Origin of the sequence: Amycolatopsis rubida (assembly GCF_900115345.1) — a bacterium.
GTDB classification, from domain to species: Bacteria; Actinomycetota; Actinomycetes; order Mycobacteriales; family Pseudonocardiaceae; genus Amycolatopsis; species Amycolatopsis rubida.
On record NZ_FOWC01000003.1, the window covers coordinates 97,235 to 117,750 of the forward strand.

Consider the following 20,516-nt stretch of genomic DNA (forward strand, 5'->3'; position numbering starts at 1 on the left):
GGCGGTGCCGGTCCGGGCGTCGCCACGGAAATGTCTCCGGCTCGTTCCGTTTCGGCCAGCTGGGGCGCGGGAAGGAGCCGGGGCCGCCTTCGACAGAGGGCGAGTTCCGGCGACGCGCCGTTCTTGTCGTCTTCGGCTACCAGTGCGTCGGTCCGGACGGTCGGACCTTCGGGAGAAGACGGCCTGGAGCAAGGCCCAGTCGTATGAGGGCTGCCGCGCCGGGCAGACCGAAGCTGTGGGTTACCTTAAGGAAGTCCCCAGCTGCTGGCCATGCGACCCGGGTGTCCCGAGGATCGGGGCATGGCGGTCATTTCCGAGCGCGCGGTGGTGCGCCGGCCGCACGATCGGCTGGGCCCCGGCCGGGCGATCTCGCCGCCGGGCCGGCCGCGGGTGCGCAGGCGACCCTCGCTTCCGGACGTCGGAGCGCCGCCCGCGCGACCCGCGAAAGCGGACAAGCCACGCACCAGCTTCAGAGCCAGGTCACGCATGCCGTGCTGTGGTGGCTGGACCGGATCGCGGCAGCCGACCTTCCGGCGGTCGAATGGCTGATCTGGTTTTCGCGACCAGCGAGCAAAAGGTGCGCAGCCCGCGCCTGATGCTCGCGCAGAACCAGACCCTGCGCACGCTCGGCATGGGCAGCTTCACCCAGCTGGCCCACGCGATGATCGTCGACCCCGCCATGCTGCTGTGGCTCGACGGCAACAGCAACAAAGCCGGCAAGCCGAACGAGAACCTCGCGCGCGAGTCCATGGAGCTGTTCACCCCCGGCGTCGGGAACTACACCGAGACCGATGTCCGCGAGGCCGCGCGCCCTCACTGGCCGGACCGCGACCCGCGAGAACCCGGCCGCCCGCCGCCACGACTCGACGCCGAAGACCGTTCTCGGCCAGACCGCGAACTTCGACGCCGGCTCGTTCGTCGACCTCGTGCTGTCCCGGCCGTCCTCGGCGCCGTTCGTGGCCGGACGGCTTTGGTTCCGGCTCGTCTCCGCGACGCCGCAGACGGCGGTATACGGACCAGGCCGCGACATCCGGTCTCTGCTGACCGCGCTGGTCAACGAGGACGCGTTCCACGACTCGGCGACGTCGTTGGTCAAACAGCCGGTGGAATGGCTCGGCGGCCTGCTGCGCGCGCTCCGCGTCCGTCCGTCCGCGCTCGACGCCAAGTCCGGCGCCCAGCTGCTGACCCGGCTGCGGGGGATGGGGCAAGTGCCCTTCCCGCGCGGTGAGCATCACGACCCCCGCCGCGCAGTGCCGCCGGACGACCCGCAGCAGCGCGAACCCGTCGCGTCCGGGCAACAGCACGTCGAGCACGACCAGATCGGGCCGGAAACGGGCCAGCTCCGCTTCGAGCTGTTCGCCGTCGGGGCAACGCCCGCCCCGCGAACCCCGCCGCCCGCGACGCGACCTCCACCGAAAGCCGGATCGCTGCGGCGTCCTCGACGACGAGGATGCGCGGTCCGCCTGGCCATGGCCGAAGTCCAGGCGGACCGGCGGCACCGCAGCACTGCGCCGAAACGCCATTCGTGAGGCCAGGCAAGAAGAGCTCACGCTGTGCGGAGCGCACACCCCCGACGAGCCACCGGCTGTGGCTGCCCACGGAGCGCTGATGCCAGCAGACACGACCAGCAACCGCGTTGGCGCTTTCGTGCGACCGAGGTTTTCGCTGAACTGAACACGCGGATTCAACTGGTCGTGGTGCGGCACTTTCCTGATCTGCGGGAACAGCGCCGCTGACCCCTTCGCTGCTCAGATCGGGTTCGCGGTGTGCTGCGCGCCCAGCTGGGAACGCAGCGTGTTCAGGTCGCAGTACGCCCGCGGCGGCAGCCCGAAGCGGCGGCGGAACTCGTTGATGAAATGCGACGCGCTCGGGTAGCCGACCGCCCGGGACACCGACACGACGGTCCCGTTTCCCCGCACCAGCAGGTCCCGCGCCCTGGTCAACCGCATCTCCTTGACGAACTGGTACGGCGACTTCCCGGTGGACTGCCGGAACAGCGCGGTCAGCGCGGACGGGCTCATCGCCACCTGCTCCGCCATGTCGGTGACGGTCAGCGGCTCGGCCAGGTTGTCCTGGATGAACGTGACGACCCGTGCGACCGGATCGTGGTTCTGCTGCGCCGCGGCGATTTCCAGCAGCCGCTCGTACTGCTCGGCCTGCAGCACGCGATAGACCATCTCCTGCAGGTACGCCGGCGCCAGGATCCGCCGGTCCGGTCCGGTGGACAGCGCCCGCAGAAACCGGATGACCGAACTCATCAGCCCGGAGTCCAGCGCCGAGACGAACGCCTTCGACGGGTCCGGCGGGCTGTCGGCCAGCATTTCCGCCCGCCGCTGCTCCAGCATTTCCACCGACACCCGCCGGACCACCGCGGGGTCGATCTGCAGCACGAAGGAGAGGAAGGGCTTCGTGAAGGTGGCCTCGAGAATCTCGGCCTGGAAGTGCAGGTGGCTGTTCAGAACCAGGTAGTTGAACGGGTCGTACCGGTAGGGCTGCCCGTCCACCGTCACGCACTTGCGGCCCTGGCCGACCACGCACAGCGACAGCGACTGGACCTCTTCCCAGCTCGGCGCGGTCGGCTCGGAGAAGCGGTAGATCGTCAGCCCCGGCCACAGGCCGGTGTTGCCGCCGGCCTCCGGTGCGCGCCTCGCCAGCTCGGCGATCAGGTCGCCGGGTGTCATCCGGTCTTCCAGCGGCGGAACGGACCGCACCATGCCTGCCTCCGACGTCACGGAGCCGCCCCGCCGCACCGGCGACTCTGCCGTTTGGACCTGGGAGTTTACCCTCTTCGGACGAGCGAAGCGAGGCTCGTTCGAGTCCGCTCACCCGATGGTCTCGAACTCCCGCACGCTCCGCTCGGCCAGGTTCGGGATCGCTTCGCCGAGCACATGCTTCCGGAACGCGTCGGTAGCGCGGTGGTCGGCGTACCCGGAGGCGTCGACGTACTTCTCGTACAGCACAAAGGTGTCCGGGTCGTCCCGGCTGACGTGTGCCTGGAACTCCAGCATCTTCTCTTCGGCCCGGTTGCCGGGCGTGACCGTTTCCAGGATCTGCCGGATTTTCTCCGCCTGCCCCGGCTTCGCGACCCAGGTGGCGACGACGACGTAAGCCATGAACCCTCCGAACTGCGCAGAATTGTCAGAACTGCTCACAAGGTGCTGAACCCGATGGCGCGCAACTGTTCGCGGCCGTCGTCGCTGATGTCCGAGGGCCGCCACGACGGGGACCAGACCCACACCACGCGGAAGTCCGCGACGATCCCGGGGTCTTCCAGCAGCGCCGTCCGGATCTGGTCTTCCATGATCCCCGTCAGCGGGCAGGCGGGCGAGGTCAGCGTCATGGTCAGGGTGGCGATGTCGTGCTCGTCCACGGTCACGCCCCGCACGAAACCCAGGTCGACGACGTTGACCCCCAGGTCGGGGTCTAGCACGTCGTAAAGCGCCTCCCGCACCGGAACCGACCGCGCGTCCGCCGGCGCACTGTCGAGGGCGGGTTCGTCCGCCGCCTCGACGGGCGCCGGTACGGCGGCGGCCTCGTACGCACCTGCCGGTTGCAGTTCGACCCGCACGTCGGCTGTCTCGCTGCTGATCCAGTCTGCCTTGCCGTGTGCCTTCCGCCGCACCCGCACGATCGGCTCCGCAGGCGTGGCGGAACCGCCGGCCACGATCAGGTGCCCGGGCGAAAGCCCGGCTCGGGCGGCGTTCGCCAGTGCCCGGTCGAGCACCCTGGCGACCGGCTCGCACGTACGACCAGGCCCCAGTCGCAGCTTCGCGACCGCGTCCACCACGCTCAGCCCACGCACTCGCGCCAGCGCCGCCCGGGCGTCGGCGACTGTCACCCTCGTCTGGGACGCGAGCGTTTCCAGCACTGCAAGGGTCGTCACGGCAGTTCCTCCTCGGTGAACTCAGCGGGCTCAGGCCCGGGATGCTGTCTTGGTGCGCGGCATCAGCCGTTTCAGCGGCAGCGACTCGTCGGCGAGCTGCTCGGCCGTCACCTCGTGCGGTGCGAACAGCATCCGGCGGGCGGCGAGCACGTCACCGGGCCGGTTGAGCGAGATGACACCCTGAATCCGGCCGTCGGCCAGCGAGAACGCCGAGAAGCTGCGATCGGCCAGCCGGCCGCGCAGCACCACCGAATCGAAGGCGCCCATACGGCCGGTCGACTGCAGACTGTGCTCGTACTGGTCGGACCAGAACCAGTGCGGCTCCTCGAACGGCGTCGCCTCGCCGGCCAGGTTGGCGGCGACGTTCGCGCCCTGGCGCACGGCCGTGTCGTGGTGCTCGACCCGGATCCGCGTGCCGTAGCGCGGGTGGTGCTGGGCCGCGACGTCACCGGCCGCGTACACGTGCGGTGCCGACGTCCGCCCGTACTCGTCGACCGCGAGCCCGCCGTTCGCCACGGCGAGCCCGGCGTCCCGTCCCAGCTCGCCGTTCGGCAGCGAGCCGATGCCGACCACCACCAGATCGGACTCCACGCGGTCGCCGCGACTGGTGGTCAGCACGAAGCCGTGCCGGCCGCGGTCGACAGCCGTGACGTGCTCGCCCGCGCGGATTTCCACGCCGCGTTCGCGATGGATGTCCATCAGTATCGCGCCGATCGCCGCGCCGAGCACCCGCGCGAGCGGAGCGGGCTCCGGCTCGAACAGGGTGACTTTGGCGCCGAGCGCGGTGGCGGACGCGGCCACCTCGCACCCGATGAACCCGGCGCCCAGGATCGCGATCCGTTGCGCCGTCGCCAGTTCGGCACGCAGCCGTCCGGCGTCGGCGGCCGTGCGCAGGTAGTGGATGCCCTCGCCGTCGAACCCGGGAAGCCGCCGCGGCCGCACGCCGGTGGCCAGCACCAGGTCGTCGTAGCCGAGACGTTCCCCTGTGGACAGTCCTACGCTTTGGCCGGCCACGTCGAGGGACACAGCGCGCACGCCGAGCCTCAGCTCGACGTCGTTGGCCGCGTACCAGCCGGGTTCCTGCGGCCGCACCAGCTCGGGCGGTCCGGTCAGGAACTCCTTCGACAGCGGCGGCCGCTCGTACGGCACCCCCGGCTCCTCCCCGATGAGCACGACGTCGCCGTCGAAGCCCTTTTTGCGCAGGTGGGCGGCGGCCGACGCGACCGCGACACCGCCGCCCACGAGCACACAACGCCGGGTCGTCATCCGAGGTCCACCCGGATCGTGCCGTCCTCGTCCACCCGGCAGGGGAACGAGGCGAGCCGGCAGTTGTCCGGGTTCACGCCGGAGCCACTGCGGGCGTCGAACACCCACATGTGCCGGGAGCAGGTGAGCGTCTCGCCGTCGAAGTCGCCCTCGTCGAGCGCCCAGGCCTGGTGCGGGCAGCGGTTCCGGTACGCCCGCACGTCGCCGTCGATGTTCATCAGCAGGACCTTCTCGCCGCCGACCTCGACGCCCGCCATCTCGCCTTCCCACAGCTCGTCGAGCCGCATGGCCTCCCGCCACTGCCCGGTCACCGCTCCGCTCACCGCGCCGCACGCATCCCTTCCGGCTCGAAGATCGGCTCGTGGAACGCCTCGCGGGCGGCCTTCGCGCCGGCGGCCACCTCGCTCGCCGGGCGGCCGCGCTCCGGCCGGGTCGCGAGCAATTCGCCCAGCCCGGCCGCCGCCGCGTCCGCGATCGGCGACCAGCGCTCGATCCAGCGGCGCAGCACGTCGGCGTTCGACGGCCGCTGTTCGACGGCGAACCGCGCCAGCGCCGAACTCCACCGGTTGCGCCGGTTGTTGTCCTCCTGCAGGAACGACAGCAGCAGCCAGGACTCTTCGTCGCGGTTCTCGCGCGAGACCTCTTTGAACTGCCTCACCAGCACGTCGTCGAACGTCGGCGCCAGCACCAGGTTCAGCGCGGCAAACGCCTCGCCCCAGTCGTAGCTGACGAGCGCCTTCTCTACCGCGCGCCGGGCCGGCTGCCAGGCTTCGAGCGTTTCCCACAGCCGCCGCTCGGCAGTGCCGGCTCCGCTGTCCGGGTGCGCGATCTGCAGCTCGCGGGTGCGGTAGGCGGTCAGCGTGACCCGGCGCAGGTAGTCGGCCGTGGCGAAGCCCGCCGTGTTGGTCACATACGAGGTCGGGGCCAGGTAACCGAGATACGCCTGGATCTGCTGACAGCCGTGCAGGAGGTAGCGCGACGGCGTGAACAGCGAGGTCAGCAGGGCCAGCTGCCCGGGCGCGAGCGCGGCGTCCGAGCCCGCGTACTCGTCGAGCACGCCACCGGTCTTCGCCTCGGCTTCGGCCTGGGTCGTGACGTATGTCTTGTAGGTCAAGGCATCCGGGTCGCGGAAGGCGTCCCAGTCGTCGACCTGCAACGGCGATTTGTCGCGGTAGGTCAGAAACCACAGGTTCGCCGGCGAGGACGGGTTCTGCTCGAACGCGCCCGTGCGGTTCTTGCGCAGCGTCCAGTTCTGGGCGTGCGTGACGATCTCGTAGTCGCTCGGCATCCGGCGGATGTCGCCGAACGCGCTGAACGTCTTGCGCGGCCTTGTCTTTTTCGGCTGTGTCATGCCCGCACTCCTTTACCGGCCGCCGCGGCTTTCCGTGCCGAGATCCGTTCCCAGACGATCGCGCCGCTCGTGGTGATGGCGCGCCCGGCGAAGGAGGACATCATGGTTTCGAGCGAGCGGATCTCGAACTCGCTGCCGAGGTAACGCCGCAGCGTCTCCTCGGTCAGCACCACCCGGTCCTCGCCCTGGACGCGAACGTAGGCGCCCCGGTCGACGACCTCGATCTCCTTGTCCGGGTTGTCGTCCTCGATCGCCGCGATCACCTGTTCCACCTCGTCGCCCATCCGCAGGATCGGGCCCACTGGGTTCTTCACCGTGCTCCCTCCCGCAGGTCGTACTCGACCCGGACATGGTCGAGCGGGCCGATGCCCGCCTCGGCCACGGTCAGCTCCGGAGCCAGCCGCCGTCCTTGGTGGAACACGACCTTTTCCGCGTCCTGGGCCCGCACCCGCTTGCCCTCGACGTGGTGGGCGACCGCGGCCGCCACTTCCCGGATCGTGTCCGCGGTGGTGACCGGAACCAGGATCTGCACGAAGTCGTCCGCGAAGATGGCGTTGAGCGGCACCAGCTGCGGCGCCTGGTCCTGCGGGTCCGGCTCGACGGTTTCGGCCATGGCTCAGCCCTCCCCGGCGCCGGCGGCCAGCGCCAGGCCCTTCGCGGGGCGGCCGACGTAGTCCCTGGTCCAGGCCTCGTAGTCCGGGTCGTCGCCCATCACCTCGGGCGTGAGTCCCATGTGGGCGAGGATGCCGCCGACGTCCATCGGCTGGATCTGCCCGGCGAGGAACCGGTCGATCAGCGTCTCGTGGTTGACGTTGTCCCGGTCCTTCCACCAGATCTGGCGGCAGGCGTTGGTGCAGAAGTGGTGCGTCTTCCCGTCGTAGTCCAGCTGCCAGGACGGGACGCGCCAGCGGCCGGACCGGGTCGGCACGGCATTGCAGCAGGGCAGGTTGCACATGCTGCACAGCCACGGCAGCGTCTCGGGGAGCGTGGCCTCGACGTTGTTGGCGTTGATGTTGTCGATGATCACGTCCCACTTGTCGCCGTAGACCTGCTCCCAGTTCGGGTACTTCTCGCGCAGCCAGTCGCGCTCGTCCTTGCTGACCGCGGCCTTCGGGCGCCACCACAGCGTCGGGCGCCAGAACCACAGGCCCATGTGCAGCCCGTGGTGCCAGGTGTCGAGGCCGCGCATGAACTCGTCCCAGAACCACGGCTTCTTCAGCCCGTAGTCCTCGATCGTGTGCACGAACTGGTCGACGATCCACTCCTCCATGAACTCCCGGTAGGACTGCTTCCGGTGCTCCAGCGGGGTGTAGTAGTCCATCGCCGGGCCGGTCAGCGCGGCGAACGCGCGGGCCGAGCCCCAGAAGTTCTTGTCGATGATCCACTGGGCGCGCACCGGGTCGTGCTCGACGAGGATCTCCATCGTGGGGCCGCCCTGCTGCGAGTGGCGGGCCTCGTCGGTCTGGATCGAGGAGATCATGTTGGCGAAGTTCACGTCGCCCGCTTCCAGCGCGTCGGCCGAGAGCGCGACGAACTGCAGGTTGGTGAACCCGGTCTCGAAGGTGAACGGCAGCGCGATCGCCAGGTCCACCACGTTCGGGGCGATCATCATGCCGTCGAACAGGTTCCGCAGCGAGATCGGCACCCAGTTGTCCATGTGGAAGGTCTTCTGGGTCCAGTCGTACTGCGGGTCCTTCTTGATGAACTCGTGCCCGAAGAACGTGGTGATCTGCGCGTGCCGCAGCTCGTCCAGCTGGCCGAAGGCGGCCATGTTGCGCCAGGCCGCGTTGAGCCCGAACCGCGCCATCTTCAGTTCGCCGAGCACCGCGGCGTACTCGACCAGCGCGACGCCGCCGAAGTGCATCTTGGTCGAGGACTTCCAGCCCTCGTCGAGGTGATCGAAGGTGGTCGACCGCTGGAGCGCGGCCTTGACCGCGTACGCGGACTGCTCCTTGTCGCGCTGGGTCGTCACGTAGTCGGGGTAGCTGACCTTGTAGTCCTCTTCCCAGTCCAGCCAGGCCTCCCGCGGCACCTTGCCGGTGCCGCTGTGCCATTCGGGGAACACGGCCTCGTCGTCGACGTAGCTGTAGGTCCAGTCGACGTCGCGGACGAACCCCTGCCACTCTTCCCGCTTCAGCAGCGTCATCGGTGCTTCCCTTCTCAGTCGACTTCGAGGTGGCCGAGCTGGCGGTTGATGCCGGCCCCGTCCCAGTAGGCGGAGATCCGGTCGATGAGCCCGTCGCCATCGACGTGGAAGATGAACAGGTGGGGCTCGCTGAACTTCTGTCCCCGGGGCTCCGCGGCACCCCAGGCGAGCTGCTGGCTGCCGCCGATGTCGCACCGCACCACCACATCGCCGTTGTCGTTCGCGTCGACGCTGTGCACGTCGGCGAACAGGTCGGGGAACGAGGCGATCAGCCCGACCCAGATGGTCTTGCCGACCGTCTTCACCTTGCCGTCGCCACGCAGCACACGCTGCTTTCCCCACACCTCGAAGGGCACGTAGAAGAAGTCGGCGTTGTCGGCGCACAGATCGGTCATCGCGTCGACGTCGTGGCGCCGGTAGGCGTCGAAGAAGGCGGTGACCTGTCCGGCGGCTTCCCGGCTCCGGCTCCGCGGTTCGGTTGTTGTCATCGGATTCCCCTCACACGAGCGAGATCTGGTCGAGGCGCTTCACCGCGAGCCGCCGGTAGAGCTGGTTCTGGCACCAGTACGCGTCGACGCCGGTGATGCGGTCACCGGCGACGGTGAACCGCCAGGCCTGGTCCACGTCGAGGTGCTTCTCCTGGTTGATCGCGCCGAGGTAACCCGCCGCCTGGGTGCCCTCGACCTTCAGCTCCGCGGTGACCACGGACCCGGTCTCGATGAGGTTCTTCACCGTCACGAGCAGGTCCGGGAACGCCGTGGCGGTTTCGGTGAGGAACGCCCGCAGTTCGGCCGCACCGCCTTCGCTCAGCCCGGTCGGATGGATGTCCACGCGCACCGAATCGTCCACAACGGACAGTGCGGCCCCGGCGTCACGATTGCCGAACGCGGTCAGGAAAGCCGACACGATCTGCGTGGGGGTCGCCTCCGGGGCGGTCTCGGCCCGGTCTTCGGACTGGTCCCCGCGGGTGAAGAGTTTCATCGCTGTCCCACCGCCTTCAGCAGGGCGTCGGCCGTCGCCTCGGTGGAGGCGGGGTTCTGGCCGGTGATCAGGTTCCGGTCCACGACCACGTGCGAGACCCACGCCGACGGCCCGTCGTCGAACACCGCACCCGCGTTCTTCAGCGCCGTGTCGACGTACCACGGCAGGCCGAGCTTGCCCGGCTCCGTCTGGTCTTCCTCTTCGTCGGTGAAGCAGGTGAGGCGGTAGCCGTCGAAGAGCCATTGCCCGTCTTCGCGTTCGGGGGCCGACAGCAGCAGCGCGGGACCGTGGCACAGCGAAGCGATCGGGGCCTGCTTGTCATGCAGCACCTTCAGCAGCCTGGCCACGTCGGGGTTGTCGGAGAGGTCGACCATCGGCCCGTGGCCGCCCGGGGCGAAAACGGCGTCGAACTCGGCGAGCTGCTCGTCGCTCAGGTCCGCCAACGAGGCGGGCTGCCGGAAACCCGGGATGGCGTCCAGCTTCGCCTTCCGGTCGGCGGCCAGCTGCCGGCTCGCGGCGTCCAGTTCGGCGACCGCGGCCCGGATCTCCTCCGCGGGCAGACCGCCGTCGAGACCGTCGTCCGTCATCACGTCGGCGAGCTGCCGGTCCTCGCGCCAGGCGATCCGGGCGGCCTTGCTGACCAGCGCGTGGGCCTCGACCGGCGAGAACCCGCGGGTCTTGAGCCGCTCGGCGAGCCGCCGCGCGGCGACCAGGCCCAGCTCGGTGTTCTGGTGCAGCGTGATCCGGATGTCGTCCGGGTCGCGGTGGAACGTGCGGGTCACGGACGCGAAGAAGTCCTGATCCGGTTCGGGGTAGTGGAAAAACGGCTCCAGCCCGTAGGGGTCGGCGAACGGCGGCTCCCCGTCGGGCGTCAGCACCACCACCTCGGCTCCGGCGTCGACGAACCGCTCGTACGGTTTGACGGCTTCTTCGGCGAAGTAGCCAGTAGTGTGCCGGCTGCCGTCGGCGAGTTCGATCTCCTTCGCACTCGAGACGAGGTAGGCGATGCGCGCCATGTGACCTCCAGATGAACGTGCGGTTTCGGTTGGCGTGCCGAAACGCTAGCCGCCGGATGATCCCGGCCGCATCGAAGATTCCTGCGGAAGATGTGCGGATTCCGGCAACCGGTGCGGGTTCCGGTCGAGGTCTGCAAGATTCGTGCACGAACCAGCTCGCGCCGCGGCCGCGGCGGTTACTTTCGGGACGGTCTTTCCGGCCGGCGGCGCCGGAGTCGTCTCTTTTCGAGAGCGAGGTTTTCCCCATGACACGCGTACTGTTCGCGGTGTCCGGCTCGGCCCACTGGACACTGGCCGACGGCACCCGGCACCCGTGCGGCTTCTGGCCGGAGGAACTGGCGGTGCCGCACAAGATCTTCCGCGACCACGGTTTCGATCTCGTGATCGCCACCCCGGGCGCGGTGGTCCCCACCGCCGACGAGGCCGGTTTCAGCCCCGAGATGAACGGCGGCTCGGCCGAGCCGGGACAACGGTTCCGCGCCTACCTCGAAAGCATCGCGAGCGAACTCGGCGCACCCGCCGACCTGAACGAGGCCGACCCCGCCGAGTTCGACTTCGTGTTCGTCCCAGGCGGACACGGGCCGATGGAAGATCTGGCTGCCAGCAAGGAATTCGGCAGGCTGATCGCGGAGTTCGACGCCGCGGGCAAACCCGTGGCCGCGGTCTGCCACGGGCCGGCGGCTCTGCTGCCGGCGACGGACGCCGACGGCCGGTGGCTGTTCGCGGGCCGCCGGTTGACCGGCTTCAGCAACGTCGAGGAAGGTCAGGTCGGCTTCGCCGACAAGGCGCCGTGGCTGCTGGAGGACCGCCTTGGTGACGGAGGCGGGCAGTTCGAGAAGAGCGCCAGCGCTTGGGAGCCCCACGTGGTGGTGTGCGGAAACCTTTACACCGGACAGAATCCGGCCTCGTCGGCCCCGTTGGCCGAGCGGCTCGCCGGGGCGCTGAAACCGGTCGAGACCGTTCACTGAGCCGTGCCGGGGGTGCCCGCAGGGGGCACCCCCGTCACCCGTTGCGGACGCCGAACTCCGCGCGAAGCGCGCGAAGATCGGAATACGCGCGCGGGGTCGCCCCGAACCGCCCGCGGAACTCGTTGATGAAATGCGACGCGCTCGCGTAGCCGACCGCCTTCGACACCTGAGTGACACTCAGCCTTTCTTCGATCAACAGATCGCGCGCGCGGTTGAGCCGCATCTCCTTCACGAACTGGTACGGCGATTTCCCCGTCACCTCACGGAAGAGGTGCGAGAACGCCGATGGGCCGAGCGAAACCCGTTCCGCCAGGTCGCTTACCGTCAGCGGCTCGGACATGTTGTCCCGCACGTAGGAGACGACCTCGCTCACCGGGTTGCGCGCCACCTCGGACGCCGCGATCTCCAGCAGCCGCGAGTACTGCTCGGCTTGCAGGATCCGGTACACCATCTCGGCCAGGTAGATCGGCGCCAGCACCCGGCGGTCCGCGCCGGTGCCCGTCGCACGGAGGAACCGCAGGGTGGCCGACATCAGCGTGCAGTCCAGCGGGGTGACGAACGCCCGCTCGGACTGATTGCGGGCCATCCGGTCGAACGTCGTGGCCCGCCGGTCGAGGACGTCGGCCGACACCCGCCGCACCAGCGCGGGGTCCACCTGCAGCACCAGCGAAAGGAACGGCCTGGCCGGGGTGGCTTCGAGAATCTCCGCGGTGAAGTGCTGGCGGTCGCTCAGCACCAGGTAGTTGAACGGGTCGTACGCGTGTGCGCGCCCGTCGGCGACCACGCGCTTGCGCCCCTGCGCGATGATGCACAGCGACAGGGACCGCACCTCTTCCCACTGCGGGGCGACGGGCCGGGTGTAGCGGTAGAAGGTCAGTCCCGGCCAGCCACCGGAGTTGCCGCCGAGCGCGGGCGCGCGGTCCGCGATTTCGGCGAGCAGGTCGCCTGCCGTATGGCGTTCTTCGAGGGGCCGGAGCAGGTCCGTCACGTCGTTCGCCTCCCGTCTGCGGGCCCTCGTCGGCCCAGAACCCCACGGTAGGCCGCAGCCGATCCTGCGGGACTGCGGATTCCGGGTGGCTGTCTGCGGATTCGCGTGCCGCCGGCGCAGGCGGTCCGGCCCGGGGATGGTCCCGCAGGGCACGATGCTCGCGGCCGTCGGCCTCGGCATCCGCCGCAGCGGCTGTTCACCCGCCATCAGGTCGGCCGCGAGCACCGGCAGGCCCAGGACCACGAGATCGCGGTGTGCGGGATGCCGCTGGGCTCCCGGCTCGGGTGCTCCGGGTCAACCAGCTGAGGACTGCCCCGGAATCGGTGTCGGCCTTCGCGCAGGTCATCGGACTCAAGGAGCCGGGGCGGGGATTGATATCCGCCGCGTTGCTGCTGGTCCGGCGTCCGCGCCTTACACTTTCGTGCGAGCAGGGAGCCGACGGAGCTGAGCTGGCGTCGCGCTCGCTACTTCGCACCGAAGCGAGGCAGTATGGGCCAGGAGTACGCACTGACGTGCGAAGCGATCGATATTGTCCTCTCGGACACCCCGCCCAAGACGAAGCGCCTTCTGCTGGGTGATGCCCTGCGTCGCATCCTGGGGGCGGACGTCTTCGCCTCCTTTGTCTGTGATTCGTCCGGGCCCTACGCCGACCCGGTTCAGCTCGACCTCGGCGACGACGCGCTTCGTGCTTATCACCGGCATTTTCGGCACGTCGACGACCTGACCCCGAGCCTTTTCGCGCGGCGGAGCGCTTCGCGGGTCACGCCGGCCGCCGGTGTCTCCGCCGAGTTCGTCCGCGATTTCCTGCACCGCGGCGGGATGTACCACGGCATGAACTACTTCCCGGCCGACGCCGGTCCCGGTTCCGTGGACCTGCGGCTGTGGCGCGGACGCGGCGGCCGCGCGTTCACGGAGGCGGACGCGCGGGTCTTGCGGTCGTTCGGGGACCTGGTCGCCCGGGTCTGGCCCCGGCAGACCCCGGTCGGCGGCAGGCCGCTGTCCAGGCGCGAAACCCAGATCGCGGAGCTGGTCGCGGCCGGGTACAGCGACCGGCAGATCGCCGCGGCCCTCGGCATCGCGCCGCCGACGTTGCGGACCCACCTGAGCAACGCGTTCGCCAAGGCCGGCGCCGCCAACCGCGCGGCCCTGGCGGCGCACCACCTGCGCCATCGTCAGAAATGACGATGGCGGTTACCGCGCGGCATGCCGAGACTCCCGGATAAGCCTCATTCGCTGCAAAGGAGCCCCGGATGCCGCTTTCCCCGGCGGGCGTCGCCGCCCTCGCCCACGTCTTCATCCCGGCCGCGGTCGAACGACCGGAACCAGGAGAGTGGACGCAAATCTGTACGGCCGGCGAGATCGCGGCCCAAGTGCCCTCGGCGGGCGGGCAGCCGTATCCGCTCGCGGTGAAAGCGAACATCTCGGTGCGCGGACTGCGCCGATCCGCGGGATGCGCACTCCTGGACCTCGCGCCGGAGGAGGCCGACGCCCCGGTTGTCGCGCTGCTGCGCCGTTCCGGCGCGGTGGTCGTGGGCATGGCGAACATGCACGAACTCGCCTTCGGGATCACTTCCCGAAACGCGAGCTACGGCGCGGTGCGCTTGCCCGGCCGTCCGGACCGCTCGGCAGGGGGATCGTCGGGCGGCAGCGCCGCGGTCGTCGCGCGCGGCCACGCCGAGGTCGCGCTGGGCACGGACACCGGCGGCTCGATCTCGATCCCCGCCAGTCTGTGCGGGGTCGCCGGGTTCCGCCCCAGCACCGGCCGCTGGCCGACCGCGGGCACCGTCGGCTTGTCGTGGACCCGGGACACTCCCGGGATCTTCGGGCGATCGGTGCGCCGCCTCGCCGAGATCGACCTGGCGATGCTCGGCGGAACACCCGGCCAGGACCTCCCGCGCCCGCGGATCGGCGTGCCCGCCGAACTGTTCCGCGAGTTGCACGCCAGTACGCGAGCGGCGGTCGAACCGGCCCTGGCCGTTCTGGCGGGTGCGGCCGAGCTGGTGCCGGTGCGGCTCGCGGAGGTCTGGGAGCTGACCCGCGCGGCGGCGATGCCCGTCGTCCGATGGGAAGCCCGTCGTCTGCTCGGCGACGTCGCCGCCCGCGCACTGGGCATGAACTCCGAGCAAGCGTTCGCCAGGCTGGTCGCGGAGGTGCGCAGCCCTGACGTCCGGCAGATCCTGGAAGCGGAGATGTCGTCCCCGGTATCGCCCGGCGAGTACGCGATCGCCCAGCGGCAAACCGAGCAAGCGAGAGCGTGCTACACGGAACTGCTGCACAAGCACGCGCTCGACGCGCTCGCGTTTCCCGCCACGCCCGCACCAGCTCCGCCAGCCTGCTGCGACGGGCCGGTGGAGCATCGGGGAAGCCGCGTCGACGCTTTCGAGCTCTATACCCGGAACACGACACCGGGCGCGATGCTCGGGGCGCCCATGGTCACCTTCCCGCTGGCCACCCCCGCGACGGGTCTCCCGGTCGGGCTGACCGTCCAAGGAGCACGGTTCGACGACCGCCGGGCGCTGCGCCTCGCCGAACGAATGGCGGCGGGGCTGTCGGACACCGCCGAGCAGGCCGGTTGACTGAGCGAGAGCGGCGTCAGCCAGCGCCACCGCCCGTTGCCGGCCGGCGTGATCGGGGCGACAGATGTCGTCGCGGCCGTGCGGAAGCGGCGACAGTTGCCTGCTGCCGAAGGGGCGGTCAGCCGGAAAACTGGGGACCACACGGGAGAAAGGCAGCACATGGGCACGGAGATCGTGGTGGTCGGCGCCGGGGTGATCGGGTCGTCGGTGGCGCTGGAGCTGGCCCGCGCGGGGCACCGGGTGACCGTGCTGGACCGCGCCGCCGGACCCGGCCAGGGCTCGACCTCGGCGTCGAGCGCGGTGGTCCGCTACAACTTCTCGACCGCCGCCGGCGTCGCGGCCGCGTGGGAGGCGCATTTCGGCTGGCTGGACTGGGCCGGGCATCTCGGCCGCGACGTCGGGGAACTCGCGCGGTTCGAGAAGAGCGGACTGGTGATGCTCGACGTCGCCGCGGCTCCGCGTGCCGCGTGGCTGCCCCTGTTCGACGAAGCCGGGGTGCCGTACGAGGAATGGGACAGCGCGACGCTCGCCGCGCGCGTGCCCGGCATCGACACCGGCCGCTATTGGCCGCCGAAACCGATTGCCGACAGCCGTTTCTGGGACGACGCCGAAACAACGCTCGGCGGGGTGTACACGCCAGATGCCGGGTACGTCACCGATCCGGCGCTCGCCGCGGTCAACCTCGCGACAGCGGCGGCGGCGCACGGCGCGGAGTTCCGGTTCCGCAGCCAGGTGACGTCGGTGCCGGCGAAGGGCGGGCGCGTCGCGGAGGTGGGGCTGGCCGACGGCACGAGGCTGGCCTGCGACGTGGTGGTGAACGCGGCCGGTCCGTGGTCCGGCGCGCTGAACCGGCTGGCGGGCGCGGGCGCGGACTTCGCGGTGAACGTGCGGCCGATGCGCCAGGAAGTCGCGCACGTGGCCGCGCCGGAGGGCTACGCGGGGCCGGCGATCGCCGACCTGGATCTCGGCGTCTACTTCCGCGGCGAGGTCGGCGGCGGCCTGCTGATCGGCGGCACGGAACCGGAATGCGACCCGTTCCCGTGGCTCGACGATCCGGACGACGCACTCCCGCATCCGACGATGGCGGTGTTCGAAACCCAGGTGACCCGCGCCGCCCGGCGGCTGCCGGAGCTGGCCGTGCCGAACCGGGCCCGCGGCGTGGCCGGGGTGTACGACGTCGCGGACGACTGGACCCCGATCTACGACCGCACCGGCCTGCCGGGCTTCTACGTGGCGATCGGCACGAGCGGCAACCAGTTCAAGAACGCGCCGGTGGTCGGCCGGTTCCTGACCGCGCTGATCGAACAGGTCGAGAACGGAGCCGACCACGACGCGAATCCGGTGCAGTTTCGCGCTCCGCACACCGGCGCGAAGATCGACCTCGGCGCGTTCTCTCGCCGGCGCAGCCCGAATAGGGGCAGTTCCGGCACCGTCATGGGATGAATCCGAAGACGGGATCCGCGGGCCGCCCGAGTCCGGACCGCGCCGGACGGCCAGGAGACCACGGCCGCTGACGAATTCCCGGGTATCCCCTTCACGGACCTCGTAAGAGTTCTCGCCGCCGGGTACGCACTTGCCGGTCGGCTTCGTCACCCGCGAGATGCTCGCGCAGCGCGGCCGACAGCGTCCGGAGCTTCAGCCCTAAGTGGAGGGTCAGCCGGTCGTCCCCGTTGCCGAGGGTGCGGCCGGTGACCTGCTCGACCCGCTTCAACCTCTGGTACAGGGTGGCTCGGTGGATCTTCAGCGCCTCGGCCGTACGGCGGATGTTGCCGCCGTGGTCGAAGAACGTCTCCAGGGTCCGCACGAGGACCTGGTGGTTGTCCTCCTGCTCCAGCGCGGCGAGCGCGGGCACTTCGGCCGCGTCGGCGAGGTCGTCGGCGGAAAGCTTGAGCAGCAAACCGTACGGCCCGAGCTCGTTCCAGCAGGCGACGTCGCCGACGCTCGGGACGAGCAGCGCCGCGCGGGCGGCCAGCGACGCGTGCCGGTAGGAGCCGGCGACCTCGTCGAGCCGTTCGACGGTGGTGCCGATGCCGAACACCGGGTCCGGCCCGGTCGGCGCGATCCGGGCGAACCTGCCGCGAATCCGGTCGGTGACAGCGGAGATCTGCAACCGCGTCGGCGGCCGGCGTCGCGCGAGCAGGATCCACGCCCGCGCGCGGTTCGCCGCCATCAGCGCGACGTCGGGCGAAACCGCGCGCAGGCCTTCCTCGACCGCTGCCCCGAGCGCGACCTCCTGCGGCGGGGGAGTGGCGCCGCCGGTGCGGCAATGCACCGCCACCACGGTGAATCGCGTGGCCGCCTCCGGGAACAACTCCTCGGCCCGCAGGTCTTCGACGGCCTGCGCCCGGATCAGCGCGTCCGGCGACACCAGCTCCCGCAGGATCGCTTCGTGCCGGGCAAGCGATCGCTGGTGCAGCAACAGCCGCCGGTACAGGATCGTGCCCACCTGGCGCGCTGCCTCCGCGGCCGCGGCGAATTCCGCCTCGCGGAACGCGCCTTGCCCGTCGATCAGCCACAGGTAGCCGAGCAGCAGCCCGTCGCATCGCACCGGCGCGCACAGCCGGGGCAGCGCGCCGTCGAGGTCGACCACTCCCGGCTCCGTCCAGCTCGCGATCCCCCTGGCGAAAAGCGGATCGGAGACTTCGGCCGGGATCGAGCGGTTCAGCACCGAGCTCACCCGCAGCGGGTCCTCGTCGCCGAAGTGCCTGCTGGCGGCGAGCAGCCGGATCGCCGGGTCGTCGATCGCGACCGACTGCTCCAGCCGTTCGGCGAGTTCGTCCACGATGGACTGCAGATCGTCGTCGGACACCGTCCGCTCCCTTTCGCCGGCCACCCGGCTCTAGGCGTCGAGGGGTCTCCGACACGAAACCATCAGACCGTTGCCGAGGACAATACGCAGGCACCGCCGGCCGCCGGGGCAGGCTCCGGCGTGCGCGGAGTGACTACCCTTGGGATCGAATCGACCGCGGGAGATGGGGCGAGACCCTGGGTGGCCACCCGAGCATCCCGCGCGGCTTCCGCCGTCTGAACACTCGCCTCCCGACCGGCAGAACCGCCCTGCCCCGCCGATGGAGAACGGTCATCGCAGGCAGGCGCCGCGGTGGCCTCCGGTCCGGTCGTGGCGTCAGGAGCGCGCGCGGAACAGCATGCCGTTCGGTGCGCCGCCGCTGGTGCCGGACGATCCCGACGCGACGGTGTTCATCCCGCGGATCGGCGGAGTGCCGGCGAGTGCGAAGTGGCCGGTCGCCGACGCGGATGCGTTGCGCCCCTACCATTCGCTCGCCACCCGGATGCTGCCGCGGCCGCCGTCCGGCCGGGACGCGCGGCCGCCGATTGCCCGCCGCGCGTCGAGCCGAAGGCGGCGGCACCGTCGATCGCCTCGCTGGTCAGCCGGGTCACCGGCTTCCTGGGGAAGATCATGCTCGTGTGGGCAGTCGGCACCGGCGTGGAAAACGACTCGTTCACGATCGCCAACACCTTGCCGAACAGCGTCTTCGAGCTGCTGCTCGGCGGCGTGCTCACCAGTGTCGTGATGCCGCTGATCGTGCGGTCGCAGGACGATCCCGACGGCGGCGCAGCGAATGCTCACGATGGGCCTGACGGTTCTGGGCGCGGGCACCGTACTCGCCGTGGCAGCGGCGCCCGCGCTGACCTCGCTGTATCTGGAGCAGGGCGGAAACGCCGACTCCGAACTGACCAACGCGTTCGCCCGGCTGCTGCTGCCCGAGATCTTCTTCTACGGCGTGTTCGCGCTGCTGTCGGCGATCCTTGCGCGTCAATCGAGAAGTGCGCGTCCCAGCCGGACACTTTGGCCTGCCAGATCAGCAGCACGTCGTTCAGCGAGCCGTGGTGGAACAGCTGTATGCAACAGATTTTCCTGAGTTCGGTGTTCGCGTCGAACCCGGCCTGCGTCTCCGTCGCGAGAAATGCCGCGGATCTCGTCCAGCCGGCCGCCGGCGGGATGCAACCCGTATCGCTCAAGAAGCCGGAATCAGCATTAGATACCTACCTTGACGACGGTCTAGCCTGTCGAGTTCGGGACGAGAGCGGGAATCCTGCGGCAAGACGGCGATTTCCTATTCCGTACCTGTGGGGGTGTGCTCGCCCGGCCGTGCTCGGCCAAGCTGGGCTGGTGGCGACGTATCGGCGGGTGTTCGGCAGACCGGAGTTCCGGGCGCTGTTCGCGAGCATGGTGGTTTCGGTCGCGGGCGATCAGTTCGCCCGGGTGGCGTTGTCGTTGCTGGTCTTCGACCGGACGCGGTCGGCGGGCTGGACCGCCGGTGTCTACGCCTTGACCTACGTGCCCTCGATTTTCGCCGGTCCGTTGCTGTCGGGCCTGGCGGACCGGTGGCCGCGGCGGCGGGTCATGGTGGCGGCGGACCTCCTGCGCGCGGGGCTGGTCACGGTGATGGCGATTCCCGCGCTGCCGTTGCCGGCGGTCGCGGCGCTGCTGGTGGCGGTCCAGGCGGCCGGTGCGCCGGGCAACGCCGCTCGTGCGGCGACGGCCGCGGCGGTTCTGCCGGGGGAAGAGTTCGTGCTGGGCAAAGGCCTGCTGGACATGGTGGTCCAGGTGGCGCAAGTGGTGGGGTTCGCGACCGGCGGGACGCTCGTCGCGTTCCTCGGCCCGGGGCAGGCGCTCGTCGCGGACGGGGTGACGTTCGTGGCGTCGGCTGTGCTGGTGCGGTTCGGGATCCGGGCGCGGCCGGCGCCAGCAGCGGTGGACTCCGGGGCGCGGCTGGGGCGGTGGTGGGCTGATCTGCGGGCCGGGACGGTGCTCGTCGTGCGGACGCCGCGGTTGCGTTCGCTGGTCGGGTTGGCTTGTGTGGCCGGGTTTTACGTCACGGTCGAGGGGCTGGCGGCGCCGTACGCGGAGTCGATCGGCGGATCCGCCCAGGCGGTGGGGGTACTGCTCGCGGCGAGTCCGGCGGGGACGGTGCTCGGGATGGTGATCGTGGCGCGGCTGCCGTCGCCGGTGCGGATGCGGTTGCTCGGGCCGCTCGCCGTGGCTGCCAGCGTTCCGCTGGTGGTGTGCGCGATCCAGCCGGGGCTGGTCGTGACGGCGGTCTTGTGGGGGCTGTCGGGCATGGCCAGCGCTTACCATCTGCCCGCGTCGGCGGCGTTCACCTTGGCGGTTCCCGATCATCGGCGGGCGCAGGCCTACGGGCTGGCCGCGACCGCGTTGACGACCAGCCAGGGCGCCGGGATCGCGCTGGCCGGACTCGCGGCGACCGCGGCGGGCGCGAGCACGGTCCTCGCGGTCGCCGGGTTGTTCGGCGTGCTGACGGCGCTCGCGGCGGGAGCGGCATGGAACCGCGCCCGCCGCGCTGCCGAACCGGGGTAG

Annotated in this window: 21 protein-coding genes and 1 pseudogene; 7 read left to right on the forward strand and 15 right to left on the reverse strand. The window is 70.4% G+C overall.

Going from position 1 to position 20,516, the window contains the following annotated elements; all coding sequences use genetic code 11:
* Window positions 1–469 precede the first annotated feature (469 nt).
* The gene (locus BM362_RS48885; protein ID WP_244287191.1) at window positions 470–658 is read right to left on the reverse strand and encodes a hypothetical protein; all 189 of its coding nucleotides are present in this window, start codon (window positions 656–658) and stop codon (window positions 470–472) included.
* Between BM362_RS48885 and BM362_RS50530 the strand changes: the two are divergent.
* Window positions 596–1,529, forward strand: a pseudogene (locus BM362_RS50530) (DUF1800 family protein). The gene BM362_RS48885 and the pseudogene BM362_RS50530 sit on opposite strands and share 63 nt — an antisense overlap.
* Before the next feature lie 219 nt (window positions 1,530–1,748).
* Here the strand turns inward: BM362_RS50530 and BM362_RS14850 are convergent.
* The 12 genes from BM362_RS14850 to BM362_RS14905 all read right to left on the reverse strand — a co-directional run bounded on the left by BM362_RS14850 (window position 1,749) and on the right by BM362_RS14905 (window position 10,643).
* Entirely contained in the window at window positions 1,749–2,714 is a 966-nt protein-coding gene (locus BM362_RS14850; protein WP_067586512.1) for an AraC family transcriptional regulator, read from the reverse strand.
* Between the two features lie 108 nt (window positions 2,715–2,822).
* Window positions 2,823–3,113 (reverse strand): putative quinol monooxygenase, encoded by a 291-nt coding sequence (locus tag BM362_RS14855; protein WP_093573834.1) that lies wholly within the window; start codon window positions 3,111–3,113, stop codon window positions 2,823–2,825.
* Between the two features lie 35 nt (window positions 3,114–3,148).
* Window positions 3,149–3,883: an iron-sulfur cluster assembly protein gene (locus tag BM362_RS14860; RefSeq protein WP_093573507.1), complete on the reverse strand. Its 735-nt coding sequence runs from the start codon at window positions 3,881–3,883 to the stop codon at window positions 3,149–3,151.
* Between the two features lie 30 nt (window positions 3,884–3,913).
* Window positions 3,914–5,149 (reverse strand): NAD(P)/FAD-dependent oxidoreductase, encoded by a 1,236-nt coding sequence (locus BM362_RS14865; RefSeq protein WP_093573508.1) that lies wholly within the window; start codon window positions 5,147–5,149, stop codon window positions 3,914–3,916.
* The gene (locus tag BM362_RS14870) at window positions 5,146–5,472 is read right to left on the reverse strand and encodes a Rieske 2Fe-2S domain-containing protein (RefSeq protein WP_232791791.1); all 327 of its coding nucleotides are present in this window, start codon (window positions 5,470–5,472) and stop codon (window positions 5,146–5,148) included. The genes BM362_RS14865 and BM362_RS14870 overlap by 4 nt, the downstream gene beginning before the upstream one ends.
* On the reverse strand, window positions 5,469–6,500 hold the full coding sequence (locus BM362_RS14875) for a ferritin family protein (protein ID WP_067586518.1): 1,032 nt from the start codon (window positions 6,498–6,500) through the stop codon (window positions 5,469–5,471). The genes BM362_RS14870 and BM362_RS14875 overlap by 4 nt, the downstream gene beginning before the upstream one ends.
* Window positions 6,497–6,814 carry an MmoB/DmpM family protein gene (locus BM362_RS14880; protein WP_067586520.1) on the reverse strand — a complete coding sequence of 106 codons (318 nt, stop codon included), beginning with the start codon at window positions 6,812–6,814 and terminating at the stop codon, window positions 6,497–6,499. The genes BM362_RS14875 and BM362_RS14880 overlap by 4 nt, the downstream gene beginning before the upstream one ends.
* Window positions 6,811–7,113, reverse strand: coding sequence for a toluene-4-monooxygenase system B family protein (locus BM362_RS14885; protein WP_067586523.1), 303 nt, complete (start codon window positions 7,111–7,113; stop codon window positions 6,811–6,813). Before BM362_RS14885 ends, BM362_RS14880 begins: the two co-directional genes overlap by 4 nt.
* A 3-nt stretch (window positions 7,114–7,116) precedes the next feature.
* Complete coding sequence (locus tag BM362_RS14890) at window positions 7,117–8,646, reverse strand: ferritin family protein (protein WP_067586526.1); 1,530 nt, start codon at window positions 8,644–8,646, stop codon at window positions 7,117–7,119.
* Window positions 8,647–8,660: 14 nt separating this feature from the next.
* Window positions 8,661–9,134: a nuclear transport factor 2 family protein gene (locus tag BM362_RS14895; RefSeq protein WP_067586529.1), complete on the reverse strand. Its 474-nt coding sequence runs from the start codon at window positions 9,132–9,134 to the stop codon at window positions 8,661–8,663.
* A gap of 10 nt (window positions 9,135–9,144) precedes the next feature.
* Window positions 9,145–9,627, reverse strand: coding sequence for a nuclear transport factor 2 family protein (locus BM362_RS14900; protein WP_093573509.1), 483 nt, complete (start codon window positions 9,625–9,627; stop codon window positions 9,145–9,147).
* The gene (locus BM362_RS14905) at window positions 9,624–10,643 is read right to left on the reverse strand and encodes a type 1 glutamine amidotransferase domain-containing protein (RefSeq protein WP_093573510.1); all 1,020 of its coding nucleotides are present in this window, start codon (window positions 10,641–10,643) and stop codon (window positions 9,624–9,626) included. Before BM362_RS14905 ends, BM362_RS14900 begins: the two co-directional genes overlap by 4 nt.
* A 245-nt stretch (window positions 10,644–10,888) precedes the next feature.
* Between BM362_RS14905 and BM362_RS14910 the strand changes: the two genes are divergently transcribed.
* Window positions 10,889–11,611 carry a type 1 glutamine amidotransferase domain-containing protein gene (locus BM362_RS14910; RefSeq protein WP_067586534.1) on the forward strand — a complete coding sequence of 241 codons (723 nt, stop codon included), beginning with the start codon at window positions 10,889–10,891 and terminating at the stop codon, window positions 11,609–11,611.
* Between the two features lie 34 nt (window positions 11,612–11,645).
* Here BM362_RS14910 and BM362_RS14915 read toward each other — a convergent pair whose 3' ends face one another.
* Complete coding sequence (locus tag BM362_RS14915; RefSeq protein WP_244287157.1) at window positions 11,646–12,599, reverse strand: AraC family transcriptional regulator; 954 nt, start codon at window positions 12,597–12,599, stop codon at window positions 11,646–11,648.
* A 489-nt stretch (window positions 12,600–13,088) separates the two neighbouring features.
* Between BM362_RS14915 and BM362_RS14920 the strand changes: the two genes are divergently transcribed.
* From BM362_RS14920 to BM362_RS14930, 3 genes are all read left to right on the forward strand, one after another.
* Window positions 13,089–13,781, forward strand: coding sequence for a helix-turn-helix transcriptional regulator (locus tag BM362_RS14920; protein ID WP_093573511.1), 693 nt, complete (start codon window positions 13,089–13,091; stop codon window positions 13,779–13,781).
* A gap of 68 nt (window positions 13,782–13,849) precedes the next feature.
* Window positions 13,850–15,175 carry an amidase family protein gene (locus BM362_RS14925; protein WP_093573512.1) on the forward strand — a complete coding sequence of 442 codons (1,326 nt, stop codon included), beginning with the start codon at window positions 13,850–13,852 and terminating at the stop codon, window positions 15,173–15,175.
* Window positions 15,176–15,334: 159 nt separating this feature from the next.
* On the forward strand, window positions 15,335–16,618 hold the full coding sequence (locus BM362_RS14930) for an NAD(P)/FAD-dependent oxidoreductase (RefSeq protein ID WP_093573513.1): 1,284 nt from the start codon (window positions 15,335–15,337) through the stop codon (window positions 16,616–16,618).
* A gap of 91 nt (window positions 16,619–16,709) precedes the next feature.
* On the opposite strand, the gene BM362_RS14935 is transcribed toward BM362_RS14930, so the two are convergent.
* Window positions 16,710–17,984 (reverse strand): PucR family transcriptional regulator, encoded by a 1,275-nt coding sequence (locus BM362_RS14935; RefSeq protein ID WP_093573514.1) that lies wholly within the window; start codon window positions 17,982–17,984, stop codon window positions 16,710–16,712.
* Between the two features lie 772 nt (window positions 17,985–18,756).
* Here BM362_RS14935 and BM362_RS48215 point away from each other — a divergent pair.
* The gene (locus tag BM362_RS48215) at window positions 18,757–19,056 is read left to right on the forward strand and encodes a hypothetical protein (protein ID WP_067586554.1); all 300 of its coding nucleotides are present in this window, start codon (window positions 18,757–18,759) and stop codon (window positions 19,054–19,056) included.
* A 251-nt stretch (window positions 19,057–19,307) separates the two neighbouring features.
* Complete coding sequence (locus BM362_RS14950) at window positions 19,308–20,516, forward strand: MFS transporter (protein ID WP_244287158.1); 1,209 nt, start codon at window positions 19,308–19,310, stop codon at window positions 20,514–20,516.